This window comes from Trinickia sp., assembly GCF_051954495.1.
GTDB lineage: Bacteria > Pseudomonadota > Gammaproteobacteria > Burkholderiales > Burkholderiaceae > Trinickia.
This window is the reverse complement of sequence record NZ_JBQCHR010000177.1, coordinates 87,732-109,115: the sequence shown is the minus strand read 5'-3', so window position 1 is coordinate 109,115 and position 21,384 is coordinate 87,732. Positions and strand designations below refer to the sequence as shown.

21 protein-coding genes are annotated in these 21,384 nt (G+C 65.0%); 10 read left to right on the top strand and 11 right to left on the bottom strand.

The window, feature by feature from the left end; translation table 11 throughout:
* The first annotated feature begins 417 nt into the window (after positions 1 to 417).
* A complete protein-coding gene (locus ACTHNR_RS24990; protein WP_440551187.1) occupies positions 418 to 705 on the top strand; it encodes a hypothetical protein in 288 nt (95 codons plus the stop codon).
* Positions 706 to 804: 99 nt separating this feature from the next.
* On the opposite strand, the gene ACTHNR_RS24985 is transcribed toward ACTHNR_RS24990, so the two are convergent.
* Positions 805 to 2,019 (bottom strand): zinc-dependent alcohol dehydrogenase, encoded by a 1,215-nt coding sequence (locus tag ACTHNR_RS24985; RefSeq protein WP_440551185.1) that lies wholly within the window; start codon positions 2,017 to 2,019, stop codon positions 805 to 807.
* Positions 2,020 to 2,099: 80 nt separating this feature from the next.
* Positions 2,100 to 4,694 (bottom strand): ATP-binding cassette domain-containing protein, encoded by a 2,595-nt coding sequence (locus tag ACTHNR_RS24980; protein WP_440551201.1) that lies wholly within the window; start codon positions 4,692 to 4,694, stop codon positions 2,100 to 2,102.
* A 405-nt stretch (positions 4,695 to 5,099) separates the two neighbouring features.
* Here ACTHNR_RS24980 and ACTHNR_RS24975 point away from each other — a divergent pair, with 405 nt between their 5' ends.
* Positions 5,100 to 5,471 (top strand): hypothetical protein, encoded by a 372-nt coding sequence (locus ACTHNR_RS24975; protein WP_440551183.1) that lies wholly within the window; start codon positions 5,100 to 5,102, stop codon positions 5,469 to 5,471.
* A gap of 75 nt (positions 5,472 to 5,546) precedes the next feature.
* Here the strand turns inward: ACTHNR_RS24975 and tkt are convergent, their stop codons facing one another.
* On the bottom strand, positions 5,547 to 7,640 hold the full coding sequence (gene tkt, locus ACTHNR_RS24970) for a transketolase (protein ID WP_440551181.1): 2,094 nt from the start codon (positions 7,638 to 7,640) through the stop codon (positions 5,547 to 5,549).
* A gap of 241 nt (positions 7,641 to 7,881) precedes the next feature.
* Here tkt and ACTHNR_RS24965 point away from each other — a divergent pair, with 241 nt between their 5' ends.
* Together ACTHNR_RS24965 and ACTHNR_RS24960 are read left to right on the top strand one after the other, a co-directional pair.
* The gene (locus tag ACTHNR_RS24965; protein WP_440551179.1) at positions 7,882 to 8,115 is read left to right on the top strand and encodes a DUF2795 domain-containing protein; all 234 of its coding nucleotides are present in this window, start codon (positions 7,882 to 7,884) and stop codon (positions 8,113 to 8,115) included.
* 54 nt (positions 8,116 to 8,169) lie between these two features.
* Positions 8,170 to 8,667, top strand: coding sequence for a PRC-barrel domain-containing protein (locus ACTHNR_RS24960; protein ID WP_440551178.1), 498 nt, complete (start codon positions 8,170 to 8,172; stop codon positions 8,665 to 8,667).
* A 152-nt stretch (positions 8,668 to 8,819) separates the two neighbouring features.
* On the opposite strand, the gene ACTHNR_RS24955 is transcribed toward ACTHNR_RS24960, so the two are convergent.
* Positions 8,820 to 8,993: a hypothetical protein gene (locus ACTHNR_RS24955; protein ID WP_440551176.1), complete on the bottom strand. Its 174-nt coding sequence runs from the start codon at positions 8,991 to 8,993 to the stop codon at positions 8,820 to 8,822.
* 721 nt (positions 8,994 to 9,714) lie between these two features.
* Between ACTHNR_RS24955 and ACTHNR_RS24950 the strand changes: the two genes are divergently transcribed.
* From ACTHNR_RS24950 to treF, 3 genes are all read left to right on the top strand, one after another.
* On the top strand, positions 9,715 to 9,912 hold the full coding sequence (locus ACTHNR_RS24950) for a hypothetical protein (RefSeq protein ID WP_440551173.1): 198 nt from the start codon (positions 9,715 to 9,717) through the stop codon (positions 9,910 to 9,912).
* Positions 9,913 to 10,015: 103 nt separating this feature from the next.
* Positions 10,016 to 10,759 (top strand): acetoacetyl-CoA reductase, encoded by a 744-nt coding sequence (phbB, locus tag ACTHNR_RS24945; RefSeq protein ID WP_440551172.1) that lies wholly within the window; start codon positions 10,016 to 10,018, stop codon positions 10,757 to 10,759.
* Between the two features lie 222 nt (positions 10,760 to 10,981).
* Positions 10,982 to 12,721 carry an alpha,alpha-trehalase TreF gene (treF, locus tag ACTHNR_RS24940; protein WP_440551170.1) on the top strand — a complete coding sequence of 580 codons (1,740 nt, stop codon included), beginning with the start codon at positions 10,982 to 10,984 and terminating at the stop codon, positions 12,719 to 12,721.
* 46 nt (positions 12,722 to 12,767) lie between these two features.
* Here treF and ACTHNR_RS24935 read toward each other — a convergent pair whose 3' ends face one another.
* Positions 12,768 to 13,079, bottom strand: coding sequence for a chemotaxis protein (locus ACTHNR_RS24935; protein WP_440551167.1), 312 nt, complete (start codon positions 13,077 to 13,079; stop codon positions 12,768 to 12,770).
* A 164-nt stretch (positions 13,080 to 13,243) separates the two neighbouring features.
* Between ACTHNR_RS24935 and ACTHNR_RS24930 the strand changes: the two genes are divergently transcribed.
* Positions 13,244 to 13,450 carry a hypothetical protein gene (locus ACTHNR_RS24930; protein ID WP_440551164.1) on the top strand — a complete coding sequence of 69 codons (207 nt, stop codon included), beginning with the start codon at positions 13,244 to 13,246 and terminating at the stop codon, positions 13,448 to 13,450.
* A gap of 108 nt (positions 13,451 to 13,558) precedes the next feature.
* A complete protein-coding gene (locus ACTHNR_RS24925; RefSeq protein ID WP_440551161.1) occupies positions 13,559 to 14,083 on the top strand; it encodes a PRC-barrel domain-containing protein in 525 nt (174 codons plus the stop codon).
* Positions 14,084 to 14,116: 33 nt separating this feature from the next.
* On the opposite strand, the gene ACTHNR_RS24920 is transcribed toward ACTHNR_RS24925, so the two are convergent.
* The 6 genes from ACTHNR_RS24920 to ACTHNR_RS24895 all read right to left on the bottom strand — a co-directional run bounded on the left by ACTHNR_RS24920 (position 14,117) and on the right by ACTHNR_RS24895 (position 19,907).
* The gene (locus ACTHNR_RS24920) at positions 14,117 to 15,394 is read right to left on the bottom strand and encodes a c-type cytochrome (RefSeq protein ID WP_440551199.1); all 1,278 of its coding nucleotides are present in this window, start codon (positions 15,392 to 15,394) and stop codon (positions 14,117 to 14,119) included.
* Between the two features lie 129 nt (positions 15,395 to 15,523).
* The gene (locus tag ACTHNR_RS24915; RefSeq protein WP_440551158.1) at positions 15,524 to 15,940 is read right to left on the bottom strand and encodes a hypothetical protein; all 417 of its coding nucleotides are present in this window, start codon (positions 15,938 to 15,940) and stop codon (positions 15,524 to 15,526) included.
* Between the two features lie 4 nt (positions 15,941 to 15,944).
* Positions 15,945 to 16,559 (bottom strand): cytochrome c oxidase subunit 3, encoded by a 615-nt coding sequence (locus ACTHNR_RS24910; RefSeq protein ID WP_440551155.1) that lies wholly within the window; start codon positions 16,557 to 16,559, stop codon positions 15,945 to 15,947.
* Positions 16,556 to 18,571 carry a cytochrome c oxidase subunit I gene (gene ctaD, locus ACTHNR_RS24905; protein WP_440551153.1) on the bottom strand — a complete coding sequence of 672 codons (2,016 nt, stop codon included), beginning with the start codon at positions 18,569 to 18,571 and terminating at the stop codon, positions 16,556 to 16,558. The genes ACTHNR_RS24910 and ctaD overlap by 4 nt, the downstream gene beginning before the upstream one ends.
* Before the next feature lie 10 nt (positions 18,572 to 18,581).
* Entirely contained in the window at positions 18,582 to 19,544 is a 963-nt protein-coding gene (gene coxB, locus ACTHNR_RS24900; RefSeq protein ID WP_440551151.1) for a cytochrome c oxidase subunit II, read from the bottom strand.
* 12 nt (positions 19,545 to 19,556) lie between these two features.
* Positions 19,557 to 19,907: a hypothetical protein gene (locus ACTHNR_RS24895; protein WP_440551204.1), complete on the bottom strand. Its 351-nt coding sequence runs from the start codon at positions 19,905 to 19,907 to the stop codon at positions 19,557 to 19,559.
* A gap of 296 nt (positions 19,908 to 20,203) precedes the next feature.
* Between ACTHNR_RS24895 and ACTHNR_RS24890 the strand changes: the two genes are divergently transcribed.
* Complete coding sequence (locus tag ACTHNR_RS24890) at positions 20,204 to 21,370, top strand: HlyD family secretion protein (RefSeq protein WP_440551149.1); 1,167 nt, start codon at positions 20,204 to 20,206, stop codon at positions 21,368 to 21,370.
* The last annotated feature ends 14 nt before the right edge of the window (positions 21,371 to 21,384 follow it).

Genomic DNA, 21,384 nt, shown 5'->3' with positions numbered 1-21,384 from the left:
CGTCCTTGGTTACGGGCTCTAGGGTCGCGGTCATGAAGGTGCCGAGTTGTCGCGTAGAGTCACATTTTATCGCCTCGAACTCACATTTTGTCGCGCAGAGTCACAGAAATGGTCAAATTTGTCGCGTAGGCTCACAAAATGCAATAGGAGATAGATTGCCGCCTCGCCGCGAGAGTTGCCCCGCGTGTCGCGTAGAGTCACAGATAGCCTTCACGACTCGGCTTTTTGTCGCGTAGATTCACAGAAACGGCCGTTTTTGTCGCGCTGAGTCACAGCTTTGCATAGGCCCGGGCGCTCGATGCCCAAACGGAGCGGGGCTACAGCCTCTTCAGCGTACCGCCGCTGCCCGAGGCCCTTGCTTCCCCAGCAAAAGTACTGTATATATTTACCTGTGTATTTATACAGTATAGGTGCTGTATGGAACGGCTCATCCGACTTGCAAATGACGACGACCGGCAGGCGCTCGCCTGGCTCATGACGCACGCGGGCCACGTGCGCGTGACCGATGCGGCGCGGCGCTTGGCGCACGCCGGCCGGCCCGTGTTCGTATCGGCGTTGTGCCGCTACCTAGGCATTTGGCCGCCGGCGCCGCGTCGGCCGGTTGGCGCCGCCCAAGACCACGCGCTGGGGGACCGGCATTTGGCCAAGATTCGGCAAATCTTGGCGGGGGCCAAGCCAGCGACACCGACGGCCCCTCGCCGGTAGCCGCAGCTGCGATTGACCTCCCGCAGCGATGGCCGGGCCACCCAATGCCGCGCCCAGTCGATGCCCCGAGCGACGCAGCGCCGGAATGCCTAGAGCCCCTCAAGGCTCGAGCTTGACCTTCATCCATCCGGGCTGCCGCTTGTCGAACGCTTGATAGGCGTCGATCGCATTCATGATCGGCTCGCGCTGCGTCAGAATCGCGATCGGATCGACCGACCCGTTGCGCACGCGTTCAACGAGCCCAGGCAGAATCGAGCGGTGATTGCAGTTGCCCATATTCACCTGCAGATTGCGATTCATCGCTTCGCCCAGGGGAAAACGCGCGAGGCTCGGCGGGTACACGCCGATCACACCGATCGTGCCGGCCTTCGCCACGGCTTTCACCGCCCATTGGACGGCCTGCGTCGGCCCGCTGCCGGGCTTCCATTGTCCGTCGCCCTCCTGCGCGCTCGGCGCCTGCTGGGGCGCCACTTCCTTGACCTCGCGATCGAACATCTCGCGTTGCTGCCCGTCCGCGGCCGGACCTTGCTGGGCGCGCTCCGCGTCGACGCCCACCGCGTCGATGACGCAATCCGCACCGATGCCGCCCGTCAACGACCGGATCGCCTCGGCCGGGTCTTCGCGATCGAAATCGATCGGCTCCGCCCCCTGCGCGCGCGCCATGGACAATCTCGATTCGAGCCGATCGACGGCGAAGACACGCCCCGCGCCCATCAGCCGAGCGCTCGCTATCGCAAACTGCCCCACCGGGCCCGCACCGAACACGGCCACGGTATCGCCCAGCTTCACGCGCGCGAGTTGCGCGCCGAACCAGCCGGTGGGGAAGATATCGGACAGCAGGATCGCGCGGTCGTCGTCGATGTCGTCGGGCAACCGAATCAATGTGGCGGCGGCCAGCGGAATGCGCGCGTATTGCGCCTGCAAGCCGTCGATCGGCCCGGTGTCTTTCGGGCCGCCGAAGAACGACGTGCCGGCGAGGCGCCCGTTCGGATTCGCGTTGTCGCACTGCGCCGTGTAGCCCGACCGGCAGTAGGCGCAATAGCCGCATGAAATCGTCGAAGGGATCAAGACGCGATCGCCCTTGGACAGATTGCGCACCGCCGTGCCCACTTCCTCGACGATGCCCACGCCTTCATGACCGAGGATCGTACCCGGCTGCATGCCGGATAACGTGCCGCGCACCATGTGCAGATCGGTGCCGCAGATCGCGCTCGACGTGAGCCGCACGATCGCATCGGTTGCCGCCTGCATGCTCGGGTCCGGCACCGTATCCAAGCGTATGTCGCCGATCCCGTGAAAAACCACTGCTTTCATCTTGCCCTCCGTTCGCATGGTGTTGGACTCGGTTCCGGAGGCGAGCAAGGGTGAGTCCCGATACGCAAAGAGCCTTTGCTTCAGGCATGTACGGCCAAGCGTCGTATCTCGCCGGCGAGCGCATCGATCGGCACGGGCTTGACGAAATGCGCACGGAACCCGGCGCGGGCCGTCCGCTCTCGCACCGCCGGGTCGCTATGCCCCGTCAATGCGATAGCGGGCGGCGACGCGCCGTCGTATTGGCGGGCGATGTCTTGAACGCGAGCCAGAACCTCGCACCCGTCTTCGTCGCCGATCGAAATATCGCAGACGAGCACGCGCGGCCAATCCGAGGGCGTCGTATCCCTCAGGCGACGCAATGCATCGGCGCCCGAAGCAGCCAGTTCCACGTGCGCGCCGCTCGCGACGAGCGCCGCCTCTAACGCATCGCGCGCCTCCTCGTCGTCGTCGATCGCCAGCACGTTGATCCCGTCCAGACGCGCTTGCCCCTGCGCCACCGGCGCCACGACGCCGTCCGCGCCCACCACGGGCAGGAGCGGCAAGGCGACGACGTACGCGACGTGCCCGTCGACGGCCGTCGGCGACAGCTTGCCGCCCGCCGCGCTCAGCACGCGCTCGGCTTCGGCCGCCTGTTCGTCGGACAGCGGCGCGGGCTCGGCACGCGAACCGAGCACCGCCAGCCATGCCGAATTGCCGTCGCGCGTCGCCCGCAATTCGACGCGCTCGCCGGCCGCCGCATGCTCGACCTCGTTGGCGCATAGTTTGGCGACGACACGTTGAATCTGCTCCGTTTCTCCTGTCACCGGCAATTCCGGGTCGACGACGCGCAGCCCGAAATCGACGCCTTGCGCCTGCGCCTCGGTCACCACGCGCGCGGCGATCTCGGCCGCCAGGTCGCCCAGTCGCATGGGCTGGGCCGCCAGCTTGCGCTGCGTGTGTTCGAGCTCGCCTTGCTCACGCTGAAGCGCCCACATGCGCGCGTAGACGCCGCCCGGCCGGGCGATCAGATCGTCGTGGCGGCCTTGTTCGACGATGCGCCCATGCTCCATGACGAGAATGCGGTCTGCATCGACGATCGTCGACAAGCGATGCGCGATCACGACCGATGTACGGCCTTGAGCAAGCCGACGAAATTCGTTTTGAATCGCGCGCTCGGAACGCGTGTCGAGCGCCGAGGTCGCCTCGTCGAACACGATGATCGGCGGATCTTTCAGGAACGCACGCGCGATCGCGATCCGTTGCCGCTCCCCGCCCGACAGCCGCAAACCGCGCTCGCCGACGCGCGTATCGTAGTGGTCGGGAAGCCGTTCGATGAATTCGTCGAGCTGCGCCGCGCGCGCGGCACGCACGATATCGGCGCGCGTCGCATGCTCCCGACCGTACCCGATGTTGTAGGCGATGGTGTCGTTGAAGAGCACGGTGTCCTGCGGCACGATGCCGATCGCCCCGCGCAACGAACGGCGCGTGACGTACCGCAAATCTTGCCCGTCGATCGTGACCTTGCCGCGCGTCGGCGCATACAAGCGAAACAGCAGGCGCACGAGCGTCGATTTGCCCGATCCGCTGCCGCCCACGACCGCGAGCGTGCCGCCGGGCCGCGCTCTGAAATCGACGTCGTGCAGGATTTGCCGCGCCGGATCGTAGCCGAAGTCGATATGCTCGAACGCGATCTCGCCGTTCGTCACGATCAACGGTTTCGCATCAGGCTCGTCGCGATCCTCGTCCGCCGTCGATTCGGCCCCTTCCGCGCTATCGCCGGCCAATACGGTGAACATGCGCTCGACATTGACGAGCGCGTCGTTCGTTTCGCGGAACACGAAGCCGAGCGTGTTCAGCGGCATGCACACTTGCACGATATACGCATTGACCAGCACGAGATCGCCGAGCGTCATGCGGCCCGCCGCGACGTACTGCACGGCGAGCAGCATCATTGCGGCAATCCCAAGGCAGACGACGGCGCTTTGCCCCAGATGCAGCGCGGTCAGGGCGCGCTGATTCGCGAGCCGCGCGACGATCCATCGGCTCAGCACGCTGCGATAACGCGACGTTTCGAGCTCCTCCGCCGCGAAATATTTCACCGTGTCGTAGTTGAGCATGCTGTCGACGAGCCGGCTGTCGGACGCCGCCTCCAGCCGATTGACCTCGCGCTGCACGCGCATGCGCCGGCGCGTGAAGATCACGGTATAAGTCGCGTAGCCGACCAGCGTCGCCGCGATGATCCAACTGAATGCGATCGTGAAGTTGCCGGCGATGATGGCAATCACGGTGGCGATCTCAATGAAGGCGGGCAAAATCGTAAACAGCCCGACGCCGAGCAGATAACCCACCCCATCCGTGCCCTTTTGCACGTCCCGTACGATTGCTCCCGTCTCCCGCTGTGCGTGATACCGCGCGCCGAGACGATGCAGGCGCGCGAACGTGCGCTCGGCAAGCCCCGCGACGGTATGCTGCGTGACGGTGCTGAAGACGACGTCGCGCGTCTCGCCCAGCGCATCGCCCAGGAAGCGCAGCAGCGCATAGGCCAGCACGAGAAAGACGGGGAACAGCGCGAGCGCCGTGCGATGCCCGAGTTCGTCGATGATTTCGCGCAGCACGAGCGGCACGGATACGCCGGCCAGCTTGGCCGCGACCATCAACGCGGTAGCGCCGAACGTCTGCGTTCGATAGCGCCACATTGCATTCCAGACATCGGCGGCGATGCGCCCCTTCACGCGCGATCGCGCGCTTCGCTCCAGTCGCTCGAGCTTCACCCTTATCCTCGCGCACGGGTGTCGACGCGCCGCGTCGACGTGAACCGGAAAATTTTGAATATCGCGTGTTCGATTTCCACGAGGCACCGTTGTGCATCGAGAGATCCAGCCATTGCGCTTCTCCTGTGGGCGGGCCGTCGAGGGAACCCCCCACCGACGCCTTGCGCGCCTTGTCCCGTCGGCGTTCATCCGAGGCGCGCAACACGCGTTCCCGCCCCTTCCTTGCCACAGGTCGCCCTGTCCAAGGCATGTCCCTTGCAGCAGTGAAAGCGTGCGTTACGGAGTTGAAATTAGACGCGCATCATTCGCAACCTTAAATGGAGGACCACGATGAAGACTTCGACGAAGACGCTACTCGTTTCGGTACTCGCGATCGCATGTGCGGGCGGCGCTTATGCTCAGGGCGCGGGCGGATCGGCAGGCGGCGGGGGCGGCACGCGCGGCGGTGCCGCGCCGGATGGCAATACGCTGCAGCAGCCCGGCATCCAGCCGGGTATGAACGGCGGGAACGTCGCGAATGGCAACGGCAACACCGCTAACGGCAACACCACCGGCGGCTACGGCAGCCCGGGCGCAACCGGCGAGAATTCGGGCCGCTCCACGATGTCGCCCGGCATGAATCACCGGGGGCGGCACAGCACGACCGGCGATCCGACCTCGCCGCAGCAAGACCAGCTCTATCGCGGCGGACATCAGCAATAGCGGACCGCTCGCGTCGATCGGACGTAACCTGAAGTAAAGCGCCCCGGGGCCGGTATTTTTGCCGGCCCCGGGCGCTCAATCTCCGCTCGGTAACCCTCTCGATCCAATCACGCGCGCGATTTGCCGCTTGGCCGCCTCATAGACGTGATCGGGCGTGAATCCGAACTTCGCCTGCAAGTCGCGCATTGGCGCCGACGCGCCGAACGTATGCATGACGATTTTTTCCCCGGCTCGCCCGACATAACGATCCCAACCCAGCGTTGCGCCCTGCTCGACGGCCACGCGCGCGTCGATCTCCGGCGGCATCACGCTGTCCTTGTAAGCATCGTCCTGCAGCTCGAAAATATCCCACGACGGCATCGACACCACGCGGGCCGCTATTCCTTCCTGCGTCAGGCGCTCGTAGGCCGCGAGACAAACATACACTTCGCTGCCGGCCGCCAGCAGCAGCACCGACGGCGCGGAGCCGTCCGGCGGATCCGCCAGGACATAGGCGCCGCGATGCAAGCCGTCGGCAGCGGCGAAGCGCTTGCGATCCAACGTGGGCAACGGCTGTCTGGACAGCACGAGCGCGGTCGGTCGGCGTGCATCGTTCAGCGCCACGCGCCAGGCTTCGCGCACCTCGTTCGCATCGGCGGGCCTCAGCACGGTCAAGCCGGGAACGCCGCGCAGCGACGCCAACTGTTCGACAGGCTGGTGCGTCGGCCCATCTTCGCCCAGGCCGATCGAATCGTGCGTGAACACGAAAACGACGGGGATCTCCATCAACGCGGCCAATCGAATCGGCGGCTTCATATAGTCGCTGAAGATGAGGAACGTACCGGTATAGGGGCGCAGGTTCGATAGCGCGAGCCCGTTCGCCACCGCGCCCATCGCATGCTCGCGCACGCCGAAGTGCAGGTTTCGCCCGGACGAATCGTCGCGGGAGAAGCTGCCCGCGCCTTCGAATTTGAGCAGCGTCTTCGTCGACGGGGCGAGGTCGGCCGCGCCGCCGAGCATCCAAGGGATGCGTGCCGCAAGGGCGTTGAGCACTTCGCCCGAGGACGCGCGCGTCGCCTCCCCTTTGGCGTCGGCGTCGAATACGGGCAAATCGGCATCCCATCCGTCAGGCAGACCGTGACCGTCGATGAGCGCGAGTTCGCGCGCGAGATCGGGGTAGCGCCGCGCATACGCCTCCATGCACGAGCGCCACGCGCCGCGCGCCTGCGCCCCGCGTGCGCCGACGCCTTGGGCGAAGCGCTCTTGCACGTGCGGCGGCACGTAGAACTGCTTGTCCTCGGGCCAGCCGTAAGCACGCTTTGCGAGCGCGACCTCCTCTTCGCCAAGCGCGTCGCTGTGCGCCGCCGCCGTGCCCTGCTTGTGCGGCGCGCCCCAGCCGATCACGCTCTTGACGACGATCAGCGTCGGCGCATCGGTCATGCGCTTCGCACCGGCGAAGGCCGCGTCGAGCGCCCCCAGGTCGTTCGCATCCTCGACGGCTAGCGTATGCCACCCGTAACCGCGAAAGCGCGCTTCGACGTCGTCGCTGTAGGCAAGATCGGTATGCCCTTCGATCGTCACGCGATTGCTGTCGTAGATCCATGTCAGGTTCGACAAGCGCAGATGCCCCGCCAGCGATGCCGCCTCGTGCGAGATGCCCTCCATGAGGTCGCCGTCGCCGGCGAGCGCATAGACCCGATAGTCGAATAGCGGAAAACCGTCGCGGTTGTATCGCGCCGCATACCAGCGCGAAGCGATCGCCATCCCGACGCTGTTGCCCAGGCCCTGACCGAGGGGGCCCGTCGTCGTTTCGACGCCTGTCGTCATGCGGTACTCCGGGTGGCCCGGCGTGTTGCTGTCGAGCTGGCGAAAACGGCGGATGTCGTCGAGCGAAACGGCGCTCTTTTGCGTCGCGCGCCCTTCGTCGTCGACCGCCTTGACGTTCGCGAGATGCAGCAGCGAATAGAGCAGCATCGAAGCGTGGCCGACCGACAACACGAACCGGTCGCGATTGGGCCATAGCGGCTCGTCCGGATCGTAGCGAAGGTGATGCTGCCAGAGCTGATACGCCACCGGCGCGAGCCCCATCGGCGCACCGGCGTGGCCCGAGTTCGCTTTCTGGACGGCGTCCATGGTCAACGTGCGGATCGTGTCGATGCAAAGCTGGTCGAGTGCGGGGTCTGAGTGCATGGCAAAGCGTCCTATTTGAGGGTTGCAACCAATACGAGTCGTCGAGCAACGCCTATACCCATGGGGCGTTGCACCCACCCATGCATGGGCAAAGTCTGCATCGCCCCTGAACGTTTTACGGCGTATGCGGCGGCGCGCCGCTTTTTGCCCGCGCGCATGCCCGCTACCGCGCGGCTTCGCGCGGATGGAACGGTCGTTGCTGAATTCGTAGGCGTGTTCAACCTCGTTCAAGGAGGCATACATGGCCCAGCACCCGGCCCATTCGCAAGATCATAGGCACCCCGGACAGCCTTCGCCCATCGCGATCCAAAAGGCGCTGTCGGGCGTCGACTATCCGACGACGCGCGAGCGCCTCGCCGAAACGGCGCGAGCCCATCACGCCGAGCGCGAGATCGTCGAATTGCTCGATCGGCTGCCCGACAAGAACTACGACAGCCCTGCCTCCGTCTCGAAGGCGATCTCGCAGGTGCAGTAAGGGGTCGCGCAGCGACCGGCCCTAGACAATGTCCCACTACGAAAGGAGCACACTATGAGCCTCTCACCGGATCCCATGAATAGCCGCGGGCAGACCCGCATCGTCGGCAAGGGCAGCACGTCGGCCGAAGGCCCTGGGCCTTACGTCATGGCGGCAAGCACGCTGGACGGCGACAAGGTCATGAGCTCGGACGGCGAGGACGTGGGCAAGATCAAGGAGATCATGCTCGACGTCTACACGGGTCGCATCGCCTACGCCGTCATGTCGAGCGGCGGGTTCCTCGGCATCGGCGACAAGCTGCTCGCCATTCCTTGGAATGCGCTGACGCTCGATACCGACCGCAAATGCTTCTTGCTGTCCGTCACGTCCGAGACCGTCAAGAACGCACCCGGCTTCGACAAGGACCACTGGCCGGCCATGGCCGATGCAGCCTGGGCGAACGAGCTGCATGACTATTACGGCAGCTCGCCCTACTGGGACTCGAACATGGAGCGCGTGGAAACGACCGGTGTGGCGTCGGGCACCGATCCGACCCGCGACGGGCGTCACTGATGCCGGGTCGTCCCATCCCGGCTAAAGGCGATCGGATCTCGCCTTGAGCGATCGAGCGGCGGGGCCGGCGCATGCCGTGCCCCGCCGCTCGTGCGGCCATCCCCTCGCGTCCGCTCCCCGGCGTGACTGAACCGACGTGGGGCGCGTGAGCCCTATCGGCCGCCGCCGATGCCTTGCAGTACGCGTCCTGTTCCTCCGCAGATCGTGCAAGGCTGCCCTTCCACCATGCCTGTGCCACGGCAGACGCGGCACGGGCTTTCGCCCACGCCGGGCGCGTCGGGCGGTGCTTCGTCTCCGGGGTTTTTGGGTTCCGGGGTTTCTTGCATGAGCGGTGTCCTCCGTTGACAAGCGTGCTTCGCTAAGGAGCCGAGCGGTGCCGCTAGGCCGATACGGCTTCCTCGCAAATATCGGGCCCGCGATTCGCCTCGTGGGCAGTCTACGGTCGGGCTCCTTCCTCATGCCGGTCGAGAAGCTCCCGACAGGGGCCGCACCCGAACCGTTCGTCCGAGGCCGGACGCTGTCCGGAAACGGGCATTTCCGGTATCGGCCAATTGTGACGCCACGATTAAACCGTTCGCATTGCCTAAGAACGAAAGTCAATCGAACATATTTGAAAGTCGATTTTTGGGTGCAAAGCTCACCTGCCTCTCAGAACAAATGGGGCGGCAGGAAAACGCGGATCTTCCATATTGCGAACTGCGCGATACCGGATTAGTATTGCGCCAATCTCGAATCGGAGCTGGTCCGGGCCGACCAGCCGCTCATTCGAAACAATTACCTATCGTCCGCAGGATGCGTGCCTAGGGCGGGTAATTAATACCTCTTGTTTCATCTGCATAAATAATCGAAAACGTTTTATAGCATCATATGAATAGCCATTCCGACCATCCGCTGTTTATGCAGTTTGTGTTTTATCGACCGGAATTCGTTCCGGTTTTGCTCCGTGCGTTATGTCGACGAAATAATTGATCCGCGCCCGCGGGAGCAGCCGTCCCGCACGCCAATTGATGAAATGAATCGACCGTTTTTACGCGATTGGAGGTCAGCATGCTGAGCCCACACGAACTTGCCACGCTCATGCTCGTCCGGGACGCGCCCGATCAGATCGGCGATCGCGCCGAACTGAGCACGCTCCTCGAGCGCCACTTGATCGCGCTCGACGAGGCCGAGGACATCGGCCTGCCGCGCCCGCGCATCACCCCCAACGGGCACTCCATTCTCGAAGCTTGCTCTCGCCTGCGGTAACCGCAAGAGAGGCCAATCGGACGAGCGCGCCGCGGTTTGAGAGGACCGCGGCGCGCTCGTCGACTTCTCACTTCGTCAAACGCCTCATCAAGGAGAACACCACATGACAAAGAAAATTGCCCTCGTTACGGGAGGCATGGGTGGCATCGGCGAAGCGATCAGCACGAGGCTGCACGATGTCGGCCATGCCGTCGTCGTCACCTATTCGCCTAGCAATACCGGGGCAGACGACTGGCTCGCCAAGATGGAAGCATCGGGCAGGCAGTTTCGCGCCTATCCGGTGGACGTGGCCGATTACGATTCGTGCGCCCGCTGCGCCACGCAAATCAAGGCCGAGATCGGCGCCATCGACATCCTCGTCAACAACGCGGGCATTACGCGCGACGCGAGCTTCAAGAAGCTCGAGAAAGACGGGTGGGACGCGGTCATGCGCACGAATCTCGATTCGGTCTTCAACATGACCAAGCAGTGGTATGAGCAGATGACGGCACGCGGCTGGGGCCGCATCGTCAACATCTCGTCGGTCATCGGCTGCAAGGGCGGTTTCGGTCAAACGAACTATGCGGCGGCGAAAGCCGGCATGCATGGCTTCACGAAGTCGCTCGCGCTCGAGGTCGCCCGCAAGGGCGTGACCGTCAACACCGTTTCGCCGGGCTTCATCGCCACGCGCATGGTCATGGCCGTGCCCGAGGAAGTCATGGCCACGAAGATCCTGCCGGAAATTCCGGTGGGCCGACTCGGGCAGCCCGAGGAAGTGGCCGCGCTCGTGGCCTATCTCTGCTCGAACGATGCAGGCTTCGTGACCGGCGCGAATATTTCGATCAACGGCGGTCAGCACCTGCAGTAATCGAAGGCTCTTCTTCGCGGCCGGCCCGCCTCTCGCGGCACAGCTTTCCGGCCGGTCGCATCACCCTCGCGCCGTCGCGCGCCCGTTGCACGCCCGGCGCGTCAAGGCACGTGCCTTGCACGGCCTCGCCGACGCCCGGGCGCAAGGTCTCGCCCGCTTCGCGCAAGCGTCGCAGTCAACGCGAACACGCACACTAACGCTAACGAAAGAGAGGTCTCGCTCATGCGTCTTGCCTTCGCGCGCCCCGCGCTCGCCGCCGTGCTCCTGTGCACCGCAACCTGCTTTGCCGCGGAGCCGGTCGCGACACCCGCGCCTTCGGCGCCCGCGAGCGAGCAGACGCGTTCCCCCGGCGCGTCGGCGATCAACCCGCGTGCGAAGCCCTCGCCGGTGGCCCCTTCCCCGCCGTCGGAAACGCTGGGTGAACTCTATCGCGACGTCGAGCTCGCGCGCCTTTTTCCCGACAGCAAGACTTTCGCCGACATGACGCCCAAGGAGGCGCCCGCGCGCATCGTCGCCGCCTACGACGCCGCGCGCAAGCAAACGGGTTTCGATCTGCGCAAGTTCGTCGATGCGCATTTCGCCGCGCCGCGGCACGATGCGCGCAAGTACGTCTCCGATCCGAAACAGACCGTGGTCGCGCACATCGACACCCTGTGGGACGTGCTGCGGCGCGATCCCGATCCGGTGGCGAGCCCCTGGTCGTCGCTGCTGCCGCTGCCCATGCCCTACGTCGTACCGGGGGGCCGATTCAACGAGGTCTATTACTGGGATTCGTACTTCATCATGGTCGGCCTCGTCGCCAGTGGGCGGCACGATCTGGCCAACGACGAACTGAAGAATTTCTCGACGCTGATCGACCGCTACGGACACATTCCGAACGGCAATCGCACTTACTATCTCAGCCGCTCGCAGCCGCCGTTCTTCGCGCAGATGGTCGGATTGCTCGCGCAGCATGACGGCGACAGCGTCTACCTGCAGTACCTGCCGGAACTGAAGGCCGAATACGACTACTGGATGGCGGGCGCGGCGTCGCTCGCGCCGGGCCATGCCACGCGGCACGTCGTTCGTCTCACCGACGGCACGGTTCTGAATCGATATTGGGACGAGCGCGCCGCGCCGCGCGACGAGTCGTATCGGGAAGACGTCGCCACGGCACGCTCGATGCCCCAGCGCGATGCGGGCGAGCTATGGCGAAATTTGCGGGCGGGCGGCGAAACGGGCTGGGACTTCAGCTCGAGGTGGTTCGCCGACAACCGCACGCTGGCGACGATCGACGTCACCGCGCTCGTTCCCGCCGATCTGAACGCCCTGCTGTACGGCCTCGAGCGCACGCTGGCCAAGGCCTATCGGCTCCAAGGCGACGCCACGCGCGCGGAGAACTTCGATGCGCGCGCAACGGCACGCGCCGACGCCATTCGGCGTTGGCTCTGGGACCCGCGGATCGGCGCCTTCACCGATTACGACTACGTGCACCGCACCCTGCGGCACCATTTGACCGCGGCGACCGTGTATCCGCTTTTCGCGGGTGTCGCCTCGCGCGAGCAGGCGCACGCCGTTGCCGAATCGGTCAAGCGCGGGCTCTTGCGGCCGGGAGGCATGGCCACGACGCAAGTCGCCACCGGCCAGCAGTGGGACGAGCCGAACGGCTGGGCGCCGCTTCAATATCTCGCCGTGATCGGCCTGCGCCGCTATGGTGAAATGGCTCTGGCGCACGCAATCGCGACGCGTTGGATCCGCACGAACGTCAACTATTACGCGCGCACGGGCAAGCTCGTCGAGAAGTACGACATCGGCAAGAACGCCGCCCAGGCTTCCGCCGGCGGCGGCGAATATCCGTTGCAGGACGGCTTCGGCTGGACCAACGGCGTCTTGCGGGGGTTGCTCTCGCTCTATCCCAACGCAGCGGACATTGCTCACGCCGTGCCGGCCGCGTCGGCGCCCGAGGCGGCCAGCGCTCGATGAAGCCGCCGGCGGCCGGAGACGGCCGCCGCCCCCCGCGCTTTCCCTTCTATTCGTCGACGCCCGGCGCCTTGTCGATGCGGTCCGGTTCGATATCGGCGTCGTCGGTCAACGTCGAATCGCCGTCGGCCGACGAACGCTCGCCGGTGCCCGCGCGATCGGTGTCGCTCGCCAGTTCCGCATCGCCGGTCTCGAGCGCATGCTCGTCGAGTTCGGTGTCCCGGTCGAAGTCATGCCGCTTTGCACCGGCGATGTCGCTCCCGCTGTCGGACGAATCGCTCGGGCCCAACGCGCCTGTCTCGCGTCCATGCGGCTCGGGGTTGTTCGTGGGGGGGACGTTGTCGGGGTCTAACGTGCTCATCGCGATTCTCCTGTCTGGTTGCGCTTCAACCCTCATGCGCAGCAACGCCCGAGCCACAGGTCATCGGCGGCGGCGCAAGCTCGCACGACACGCCTTCGAATGACTTCGGCACGCGTTATGCGTCCCTTATCCATGTCCGGTAACGATCGAAGAAGGAGGTTCGCATGACCGTTCACAGCGGCAAATCGCAGGACGAACGCGTCGCCGCCCGCAAGGAGCGCAAGCCGTCCTCGCTCGAGCAACCCGGCGGCGAAATGGCCGTCGACGGCACCGAAGCGGACGAGACTCATAGCAGCGGCGAACTGTCCGAAACCGGCAAGCAAGTCTGGCGCGGCGGCTCGGGCATGGACGGCGGCGGCAAGAGCCGCTGATCCGGCGTTTTGCACTTGCGCGGAATACCCGTTGCTTGCACGACGGCTTGCACAAGCGCCTCGATGTTCATCGGCGCTCAATCGCACCTAGAAAGAAGGAGGGATGCTATGCGTACCCACAGCACCAGCAGCACCACCGGCGCCCAAGGCGCGCGGATCGTCGGAAAGGGTAGTGAAACCGCCGCGGGACCGGGCCCCGACGTCATGGCGGCCAGTACGTTGGACGGAGACAAAATCATGAGCACCGACGGCGAGGAAGTCGGCAAGGTCAAGGAAATCATGCTCGACGTCCAAGCCGGACGGATCGCCTACGTCGTCATGTCGTGCGGCGGCTTTCTCGGCATCGGCGACAAACTGCTCGCCATCCCGTGGAATGCACTGACGCTCGACACGACACGCAAGTGCTTTTTGGTGTCGCTGTCGTCGGAGCGAATCAAGAATGCACCGGGGTTCGACAAGCAGCAGTGGCCGTCGATGGCGGACGCGACCTGGGCGACCTCGGTGCATCAGTATTACGGGCGCGAACCGTATTGGCGCAGCCTGGGCGCCGACGACGAGTACGAGGCCGATTACGACGTCGCGCGCGATGACTTGGACCCCGACGCGCCCGAGGCGGGTGGGGTGAAGCTGTAGGGCGCCCCACTGCCTTGCCGAGCGCCGTCTTGCTCAGCGATGCAAGGCGGCGCGCATCTTCTTCACTTCTCGAGGCGCCACGGGCCGCGCCTCGTTTCCCCATGCGTTGCGGATGAAGGTCAACACCCGGGCCATCTCCGTATCGCTCAGCTTTCCGGCGAACGACGGCATGCGGTGCGGCTGCGGCCCGTCGACCGTCTCGGCGCTGCGGCCGCCGTCGATCAGCAACCGAATCAGCGAAGTCGCATGCGGCGCGACGACGGCCGGGTTACCCGCCAAGCGCGGATATTTCCCCGCGACGCCTCGCCCGTCGGCCTTGTGGCAGCGCGCACAGAACGCGTTGTAGACGCCCGCGCCCGGATACTCGATCGACCCCGTTCTCAACACGTCGACCGTTGCGCGGTTGCGCGAAGGATCGGTGTCGACATGGCCGCTTTTTTCGCGCGGCGGCAGCGTCTTGAGATACGCGGCGATCGCCTGGCGATCGTCGTCGGTCATGTATTGCCCGCTGTCCTCGATAACCTCGACCATGCTGCCGAACGCGGACAACCCCGCGCCGTGCCCGTGTTGCAGAAAAGCGGCGATGTCGCCCTCGGAAAGCGCGCCGAGACCCGAATCGGGATCGCCGGTCAGATTCGGCGCGAACCAATGGTCGTTCGTGCCGCCCGTCAAGTAAAGCGGGTCGCCGTCGTTGAAGCCGCGCTCTTCGTAAGCCGGGCCGCGCGGCGTGTGACACGCGCCGCAATGACCGAGCGCCTGCACGAGATACGCGCCGCGATTCCACTGCGCGCTGCGATCGGTGCGCGGGTCGAACCGCTCGTGCGGCGCGAACAGTTCGTCCCAGATCGCGAGCGCCCAGCGCTGGTTGAACGGAAACGGCAGTTTCGTTTTCGGCGCGGGGGTTGCGACCGGTTTGACGCCGTGCATGAAGTACGCGTAGAGCGCGTGCAGATCGTCGTCGCCGATCTTGGAGAACGAGGGATATGGCATGGCCGGATACAAGCGCTCCCCACCCGGCGCGATGCCCGAGCGCACCGCGCGCTCGAAATCGTCGTAGGTATAGCGCCCGATGCCGTAGACGGGATCGGGCGTGATGTTGCTGGTGTAGATCGTGCCGAACGGCGAACCCATCGGCAGGCCGCCCGCGAACGGCGGCGAAGGCTCGCGCGGCTTGCCCGTGGGCGCGTTGGTATGGCAGCCGGCACAATCGGCGAGCTTGGCGAGATAGGCGCCGCGCGCGATCAGCGCCGCATCGGCTGCAGCGCCTGCATCGCCCGGCCCACTGGCGCGGCACGGCATCGACAACACCATGCCGCAGGCCCACACGCCCACCCACGCCCACGCGCCGGAAGCGAAATGTCGTCGCAATCGTCCGATATTCCAGCCGTAGGCCATAAACACCTCTATATCGCTCCAAACGCTGCGCGGCGACCCGTCGCGCTACGTGCACGCGGAGACAAGCCCCGTCGCGACATCCGTCGCCACGAGCGCGAATAAAAACAGAACGCTCGCCATTAAGCCGACTTTCGCCACGAACGCTTCGCCCTCCACTTTCGTATCGAGCGACTCCGGCGTCTGACGTCGACGCGCTTGCGACAAACGCCGCCAATTGCGCCATGCGAGCCACGTGCCAAGGAGACCGACGAGGAGCGTTGCGCCGCTCATGGCGATCACGGCCCAGCGCGCGGCAGGGGCGATCGGAATCAGCAACGGCACGTTATGCGGAAAACACGTCTGCGAGACGAGCGTTTCGCCCGCGCATATCTGCAACAACCAGGCGCCGGGCGCCGCGAGTGCGCCGAGCGCCAACGTCAGCGCCGATATCGGCTCGCCGGTCATGCCGCGATTCGCTTCCATAGCGCTATAGCCAGTAAGGCGTCAGATAAAGCGTCGTGAAGATGAACAGCCACACGATGTCCACGAAGTGCCAATAAAGGCTGCCGATCGTCAACGCCGCATGCCGCCGTTCGTCGAAATAGCCGAGCCCCGTCCATACGCCGAGCAGCACGAGCACGAACAAGCCCACGATCACGTGCGCGAGGTGAAAGCCCGTGATGGTGAAATACAGCGAGCCGTACAAGTGCGACGTCGGTCCGTAAGGATGGTCGTGCCATTCGTGCAGCTGGATGCCGACGAAGATCACGCCGAGCACGACCGCCATCGCCATGGATGCGACGGCCCACCGCTTGCGCCGCCTGCGCACGAAGCGCTCGCACAGCCAGGCGAACACGCTGCTCGTCACGAGAATGGCCGTATTGACCGATGACAGCCCGAGCTTGGGCAACCCTTCCGGCGGCCAGTGCACGGTTTGCTGCACGGCTAGATACAAGTAGGAAAAGATCAAGTAGCCGAACAAGGCCGCCTCGGTCGCGATCAGCGTCAAGCACCCGAGCCAGCCGCTCGCGCGCTCGCCGGCGCTCCCCACGGGCAGCGTATTGGCCGGCCGCAGCAGGACGGCTTGCGTATCGTCGCTCATCGTGAAGCGTCCTCCACAGGTACCGGCTCGCGCTGAATCAATTCGCGCCGCGGCCAGAGCCACACCGCGATCGACACCCCGCAAAGCGCGAGCATGAACCCCGCCGCACCCCACCACTGCATGGCGAGCGCCGCGAACAGCAGGGCGGCGAACGCGCTCAGCCAAAAGGGCGTGTAGGAATCCTCCGGCATCTTCAGGATCACGTGCGGTTTGCCGCTCACCGCCGTCGTACCCAGCGCCTCGCGCCCTTGAACGAGCACATAGCCTTCGTCCAGATGCGAGCGCGCATGAACCGGCTTGTCCGCCTCGCCCAGCATCCTCGCCTCCCACAGCGGATGACGGCTCGCCACGATGGGCACCACTGCGAAGTTGTACGGCGGCGGCGGCGACGGCACCGACCACTCCAGTGACGGCGCGTCCCACGGGTTGGCGCCCGCGATCGGGCCGCGCTTCAGGCTATAAATCAAATCGACGAGGAACACGAGGATGCCGAAAGCGAACACGAACGAGCCAATCGACGTGAGCATGTTGACGGTGTTCCATCCCATGTCGGGCGCATAGGTGTAGATGCGACGCGGCATGCCGAGCAAGCCCGCGATGTGCATCGGAAAGAAGCCGAGGTTGAACCCCACGAACATGAGCCAGAATGCGATGCGGCCCAAGCGTTCGCTCATCATTCGGCCCGTGAACTTCGGAAACCAGAAATACGTGCCGCCGACGACCGGAAACACGTTGATGCCGATCAATACGTAATGCAGATGCGCGACCACGAAGTACGTATCGGTCAATTGCCAATCGAGCGGCACGGCGGCCGTCATGACCCCCGACACGCCGCCGATCACGAACAGCAGCACGAAGCCCGCGAAGAAAAAAAACGGCGTCTTGAAGACGGGACGACCCAGCCAAATCGTGGCGATCCAGGCGAAGGTGGCAACGGCGCTCGGAATCGAAATGATCATGCTCGCCGACCCGAAGAACGCGAGCGCGAGCGGCGCGATGCCGGTTGCGAACATATGGTGGATCCAGACGACGAAGCCGATCACCATGGTGGCCACCGTCGAAATCGCGACCGGCCCGTAGCCGACGAGCGGGCGACGGCAGAACACGGGCAGCGCGTCGGACACGATGCCCATGGCGGGCAGCACCACCACATAGACCCACGGGTGCGCGAACATCCAGAACAAATGCTGCCAAAGCAGCGCCCGCCCGCCCCCGCCCATCACGTCGAAGAAATGCGTGCCGATCCGCCGGTCGAGCCACAGCATGAGGAACGCGAGGCTCACCGAGGGCACGGCGAACAGATTGCCGGCCGAGATCGTCAGCGTGCCCCAGACGAGCACGGGAATCCGGTCGATCGACATGCCCGGCGCCCGCATTCGCAACAGCGTCACGATGAAGTTCGCGGCGCCTACCGTCGTCGAAATGCCGAGCAGCACCATCCCGAGTGCATAGACGTCGATGTTCGGCCCCGGATCGTAGGTCAAGCTCGACAGCGGAACGTAGTTGAACCAGCCTGCGTCCGCCCCCTGCCCTAGCGGAAAGCTGGCGTAAAGAAAGATGCCGGCGAACAGAAAGACCCAATACGAAAATGCGTTGAGCCGCGGAAACGCCATGTCGCGCCCGCCCAGGACGAGCGGCCAGAGATAATTCGAGAACCCCGACAGCACCGGCAAGGCGTAGAGGAAGATCATCGTCACGCCATGCATGGTGAAAAGCTGGTCGTATTGCTCGGGACTCAAGATGCCCGCGTTGGGCCGCGCGAGCTGCACCCGCATGATCAATGCTTCGACGCCGCCCATCAGCAAGAAGATAAAGGCCGTCACGAGATAGCGCAGGCCGATCGACTTGTGATCGACGGTCGAAAACCACCCGCGCCAACCGGGCCGCGTTTCCCACAGTTCCAGCAGTCGCGCCTTGCCCGCCTCGTCGAGCGCGCCGATTTGAAGCGGCCTCGACAGCCGAACCGTACCGGGGGGATCGCCGGGCAACGCGGATAGGGGCGTCTCTGACATCGTTCGTCGCTCACTGCAAGGTGGACAGGTAGGCTGACAATGCCGCGGCGTCGGCCACCGATAGCGGCATCGAAGGCATCAAGGAATCGGGCTTGATACGCTGCGCGTGCTCGATCCAATCGAGCCGATGCTCGGGGGTGTTCGTCATTTGGCCCGCGGCGATCAAGCGGCGCGAAGCCAAGTGCGTCAGATCGGGCGCCTGCCTGCCGTCGGCCGCGGCGCCCCGCACCGCGTGGCAGCCCGCGCACCGTTCTTCGAAGATATGCTGCCCCGCGCGCGCGTCCGGCGTCGCCGCAGCCGGCGCTTGATGCCGTTGAGCCTCGCGCCACGCATCGAATCGATCTTGCGGCTGCGCAACGACCTCGAAGGCCATATGCGCGTGTTGCGCCCCGCAAAACTGAGAGCATTGACCGCGGTAGACACCCGGCGTGTCGGCTTCGATCCACTGCATGTTGGTTTGCCCCGGGATCATTTCCGTCTTACCCGCCAATTGCGGCGCCCAAAAAGTGTGGATGACGTCGGCGCTCTGGAGTTCGACGCGTACCGGAACGCCTACGGGAATATGAATCTCGTTCGCCGTCACGAAGCTTTTGGACGGCTCGAGCGCATCGGGGTAATCGATCTTCCACCACCAGTCGTAAGCCGTGACGACAATCGTGAGCGGCGGCTGACGCGGCGGCGCGGCCACCGAATCGAGCGTCGCCATTGCGTATATCAGGGCGCCGAACAATGCGATCGACGACAGGCCTGTGCCGACGACGAGCCAGTTCGTGCCGCCTGTGTCGGGGGGGATCGAGTCCTCGTCTGTGCGCGAAGCACTCGCACGTCGCCGGGCGATCGCCGCGACGAGCAGGGCCGCGATGATGACGATGACGGTCAGCACGAGCGCCATCAACGCCCAGCCGAGGCGATAGGCAGGCGCCGATGCCGGCCCGGCAGCATGCGTCAAATATTGGAGCGGTGGGAGACTCATCGCGCCAGGCGGTCAACCGGCGATTCCGCTCAAATCATTGTCCCCGCTCGCGCCGGAAGGATTAGGCGCGCCGCTGGATCCCTTCGCTCGCCCGCCGCCGCTCGACGCCGCGTCCGGCGTGTCATCGCTCCCGCCGCCGTCCTCGCTTGCGCCTCCCGCGTCCGGCTCTTTCGAATCTTTCGAATCTTTCGAATCTTTCGAATTTTTCGAATCTTTCGAATCTTTCGGATCTTTCGGATCGATCCGCGTCGCGCCGCCGACCGCCGGCGGGTCGCTGGCCGGAAACGTCTCGTCGACGCCGTGGTCGATGCGCTCTTCCTCGTGTCGCTTCTCGTTCTGCCGCTTTTCATTTGAAGTAGACATGACCTTGCTCTCCTCGACACATGGAAACGAAACTCCTCGCGCAAACCGCATGCCCGTGCCCTATGGCTCGTTTCGGCCATGCGTTACACCCGCCGTGTAAAAGCGTGCGTCATCGCCGCTTTGATGGGGGAACCGAAGACTGGAACCGATGCCGCGGCTTTCCGCTGCAACTCGTCTGCAACCGCGCGCGCCCAGTGGGCATGCAAACGACACAGGCGTGCATCGAACATGCCTACTAGCGCATGGGCATATCGTTTGCGCGCGGGCCCGTCAACGCGAAGACGACTGTTCTCCCCATGCCCGAAGCCGATGACTCCCCGCGCGACCGCTCAGGCGACGAATCGCACGGCGATCGATCCGACGATGGAAACGAGCGCCGCAAGAACGAGCCCGGCCGCGACGAAGGCGATCAAGCCAAGGATCGCAAGCCGCGCAGCAAGAAGCCGTTGATCGTGCTGGCCGTCGTGGTCATGCTGCTCGCCATCGTCGCTTTGGTCTGGTGGTTCATGACGCGCAACCAAGAAAGCACGGACGACGCCTATACCGACGGCAATGCGGTCACGATCGCCCCGAAGGTGGCCGGCTACGTCGTGAAGCTGGCAGTCAACGACAACGTCTATGTTCACAAGGGCGACCTGCTCGTCGAAATCGATCCGCGCGAATACCGCGCGCAGGTCGATGCCGCCCGCGCCGAGCTGGGCCTTGCCACGGCGCAGTTGAAGACCGCGCAAATTCAACTCGATATCGCTCACGTGCGCTATCCGGCCGAATATCGGCAAGCGCAAGCGCAGGCCTCCTCGGCTCGCGCGGACCTCAGGCAGGCGCAGGCGGCCTATGAGCGTGAACATCAGGTCGACGCACGCGCCACCTCGCAGCAAAACATCGATGCGGCCGACGCGAAGCAGGCGTCGGCGCGCGCCTCGGTCAAGCAAGCCCAGGCTCAGCTCGCCACCGCGTCGCTCGTCGGGCAGCAGATCCGCCAGGCGGTCGCGGCCGTCGAGGAGCGGCGCCAGCAGGTCGAGCAAGCGCGCGCGAAACTCGAGCAGGCCGAACTGAACGTCGATTGGTGCGAAGTGCGCGCGCCCAGCGACGGATGGATCACACGTCGGAACGTTCAGCTGGGGACATACCTACAGCCGGGTGCGTCGTTGTTTTCGATCGTCACGCCGCAGGTGTGGATCACGGCGAACTACAAGGAGTCGCAGCTCGACGAGATGCGGCCGGGCGACAAGGTGAAGATCGACGTCGATGCATATCCGAGCCTGACGCTGCGCGGGCACGTGGACAGCGTTCAGCAGGGCAGCGGCTCGCGCTTTTCCGCCTTCCCCGCCGAAAACGCGACCGGCAACTTCGTGAAGATCGTGCAGCGCGTCCCCGTGAAAATCGTCATCGACAGCGGCTTGCCGGCCGATCATCCGTTGCCGCTCGGGCTCTCGGTCGAGCCTACGGTTTACCTCAAATAGCGAAAGCGGGCCGA

Coding starts and splice junctions, on each gene's coding strand:
- ACTHNR_RS24990 (WP_440551187.1), top strand. CDS start 418: ATGGAACGGCTCATCCGACTTGCAAATGACGACGACCGGCAGGCGCTC.
- ACTHNR_RS24985 (WP_440551185.1), bottom strand. CDS start 2,019: ATGAAAGCAGTGGTTTTTCACGGGATCGGCGACATACGCTTGGATACG.
- ACTHNR_RS24980 (WP_440551201.1), bottom strand. CDS start 4,694: ATGTGGCGCTATCGAACGCAGACGTTCGGCGCTACCGCGTTGATGGTC.
- ACTHNR_RS24975 (WP_440551183.1), top strand. CDS start 5,100: ATGAAGACTTCGACGAAGACGCTACTCGTTTCGGTACTCGCGATCGCA.
- tkt (WP_440551181.1), bottom strand. CDS start 7,640: ATGCACTCAGACCCCGCACTCGACCAGCTTTGCATCGACACGATCCGC.
- ACTHNR_RS24965 (WP_440551179.1), top strand. CDS start 7,882: ATGGCCCAGCACCCGGCCCATTCGCAAGATCATAGGCACCCCGGACAG.
- ACTHNR_RS24960 (WP_440551178.1), top strand. CDS start 8,170: ATGAGCCTCTCACCGGATCCCATGAATAGCCGCGGGCAGACCCGCATC.
- ACTHNR_RS24955 (WP_440551176.1), bottom strand. CDS start 8,993: ATGCAAGAAACCCCGGAACCCAAAAACCCCGGAGACGAAGCACCGCCC.
- ACTHNR_RS24950 (WP_440551173.1), top strand. CDS start 9,715: ATGCTGAGCCCACACGAACTTGCCACGCTCATGCTCGTCCGGGACGCG.
- phbB (WP_440551172.1), top strand. CDS start 10,016: ATGACAAAGAAAATTGCCCTCGTTACGGGAGGCATGGGTGGCATCGGC.
- treF (WP_440551170.1), top strand. CDS start 10,982: ATGCGTCTTGCCTTCGCGCGCCCCGCGCTCGCCGCCGTGCTCCTGTGC.
- ACTHNR_RS24935 (WP_440551167.1), bottom strand. CDS start 13,079: ATGAGCACGTTAGACCCCGACAACGTCCCCCCCACGAACAACCCCGAG.
- ACTHNR_RS24930 (WP_440551164.1), top strand. CDS start 13,244: ATGACCGTTCACAGCGGCAAATCGCAGGACGAACGCGTCGCCGCCCGC.
- ACTHNR_RS24925 (WP_440551161.1), top strand. CDS start 13,559: ATGCGTACCCACAGCACCAGCAGCACCACCGGCGCCCAAGGCGCGCGG.
- ACTHNR_RS24920 (WP_440551199.1), bottom strand. CDS start 15,394: ATGGTGTTGTCGATGCCGTGCCGCGCCAGTGGGCCGGGCGATGCAGGC.
- ACTHNR_RS24915 (WP_440551158.1), bottom strand. CDS start 15,940: ATGGAAGCGAATCGCGGCATGACCGGCGAGCCGATATCGGCGCTGACG.
- ACTHNR_RS24910 (WP_440551155.1), bottom strand. CDS start 16,559: ATGAGCGACGATACGCAAGCCGTCCTGCTGCGGCCGGCCAATACGCTG.
- ctaD (WP_440551153.1), bottom strand. CDS start 18,571: ATGTCAGAGACGCCCCTATCCGCGTTGCCCGGCGATCCCCCCGGTACG.
- coxB (WP_440551151.1), bottom strand. CDS start 19,544: ATGAGTCTCCCACCGCTCCAATATTTGACGCATGCTGCCGGGCCGGCA.
- ACTHNR_RS24895 (WP_440551204.1), bottom strand. CDS start 19,907: ATGTCTACTTCAAATGAAAAGCGGCAGAACGAGAAGCGACACGAGGAA.
- ACTHNR_RS24890 (WP_440551149.1), top strand. CDS start 20,204: ATGCCCGAAGCCGATGACTCCCCGCGCGACCGCTCAGGCGACGAATCG.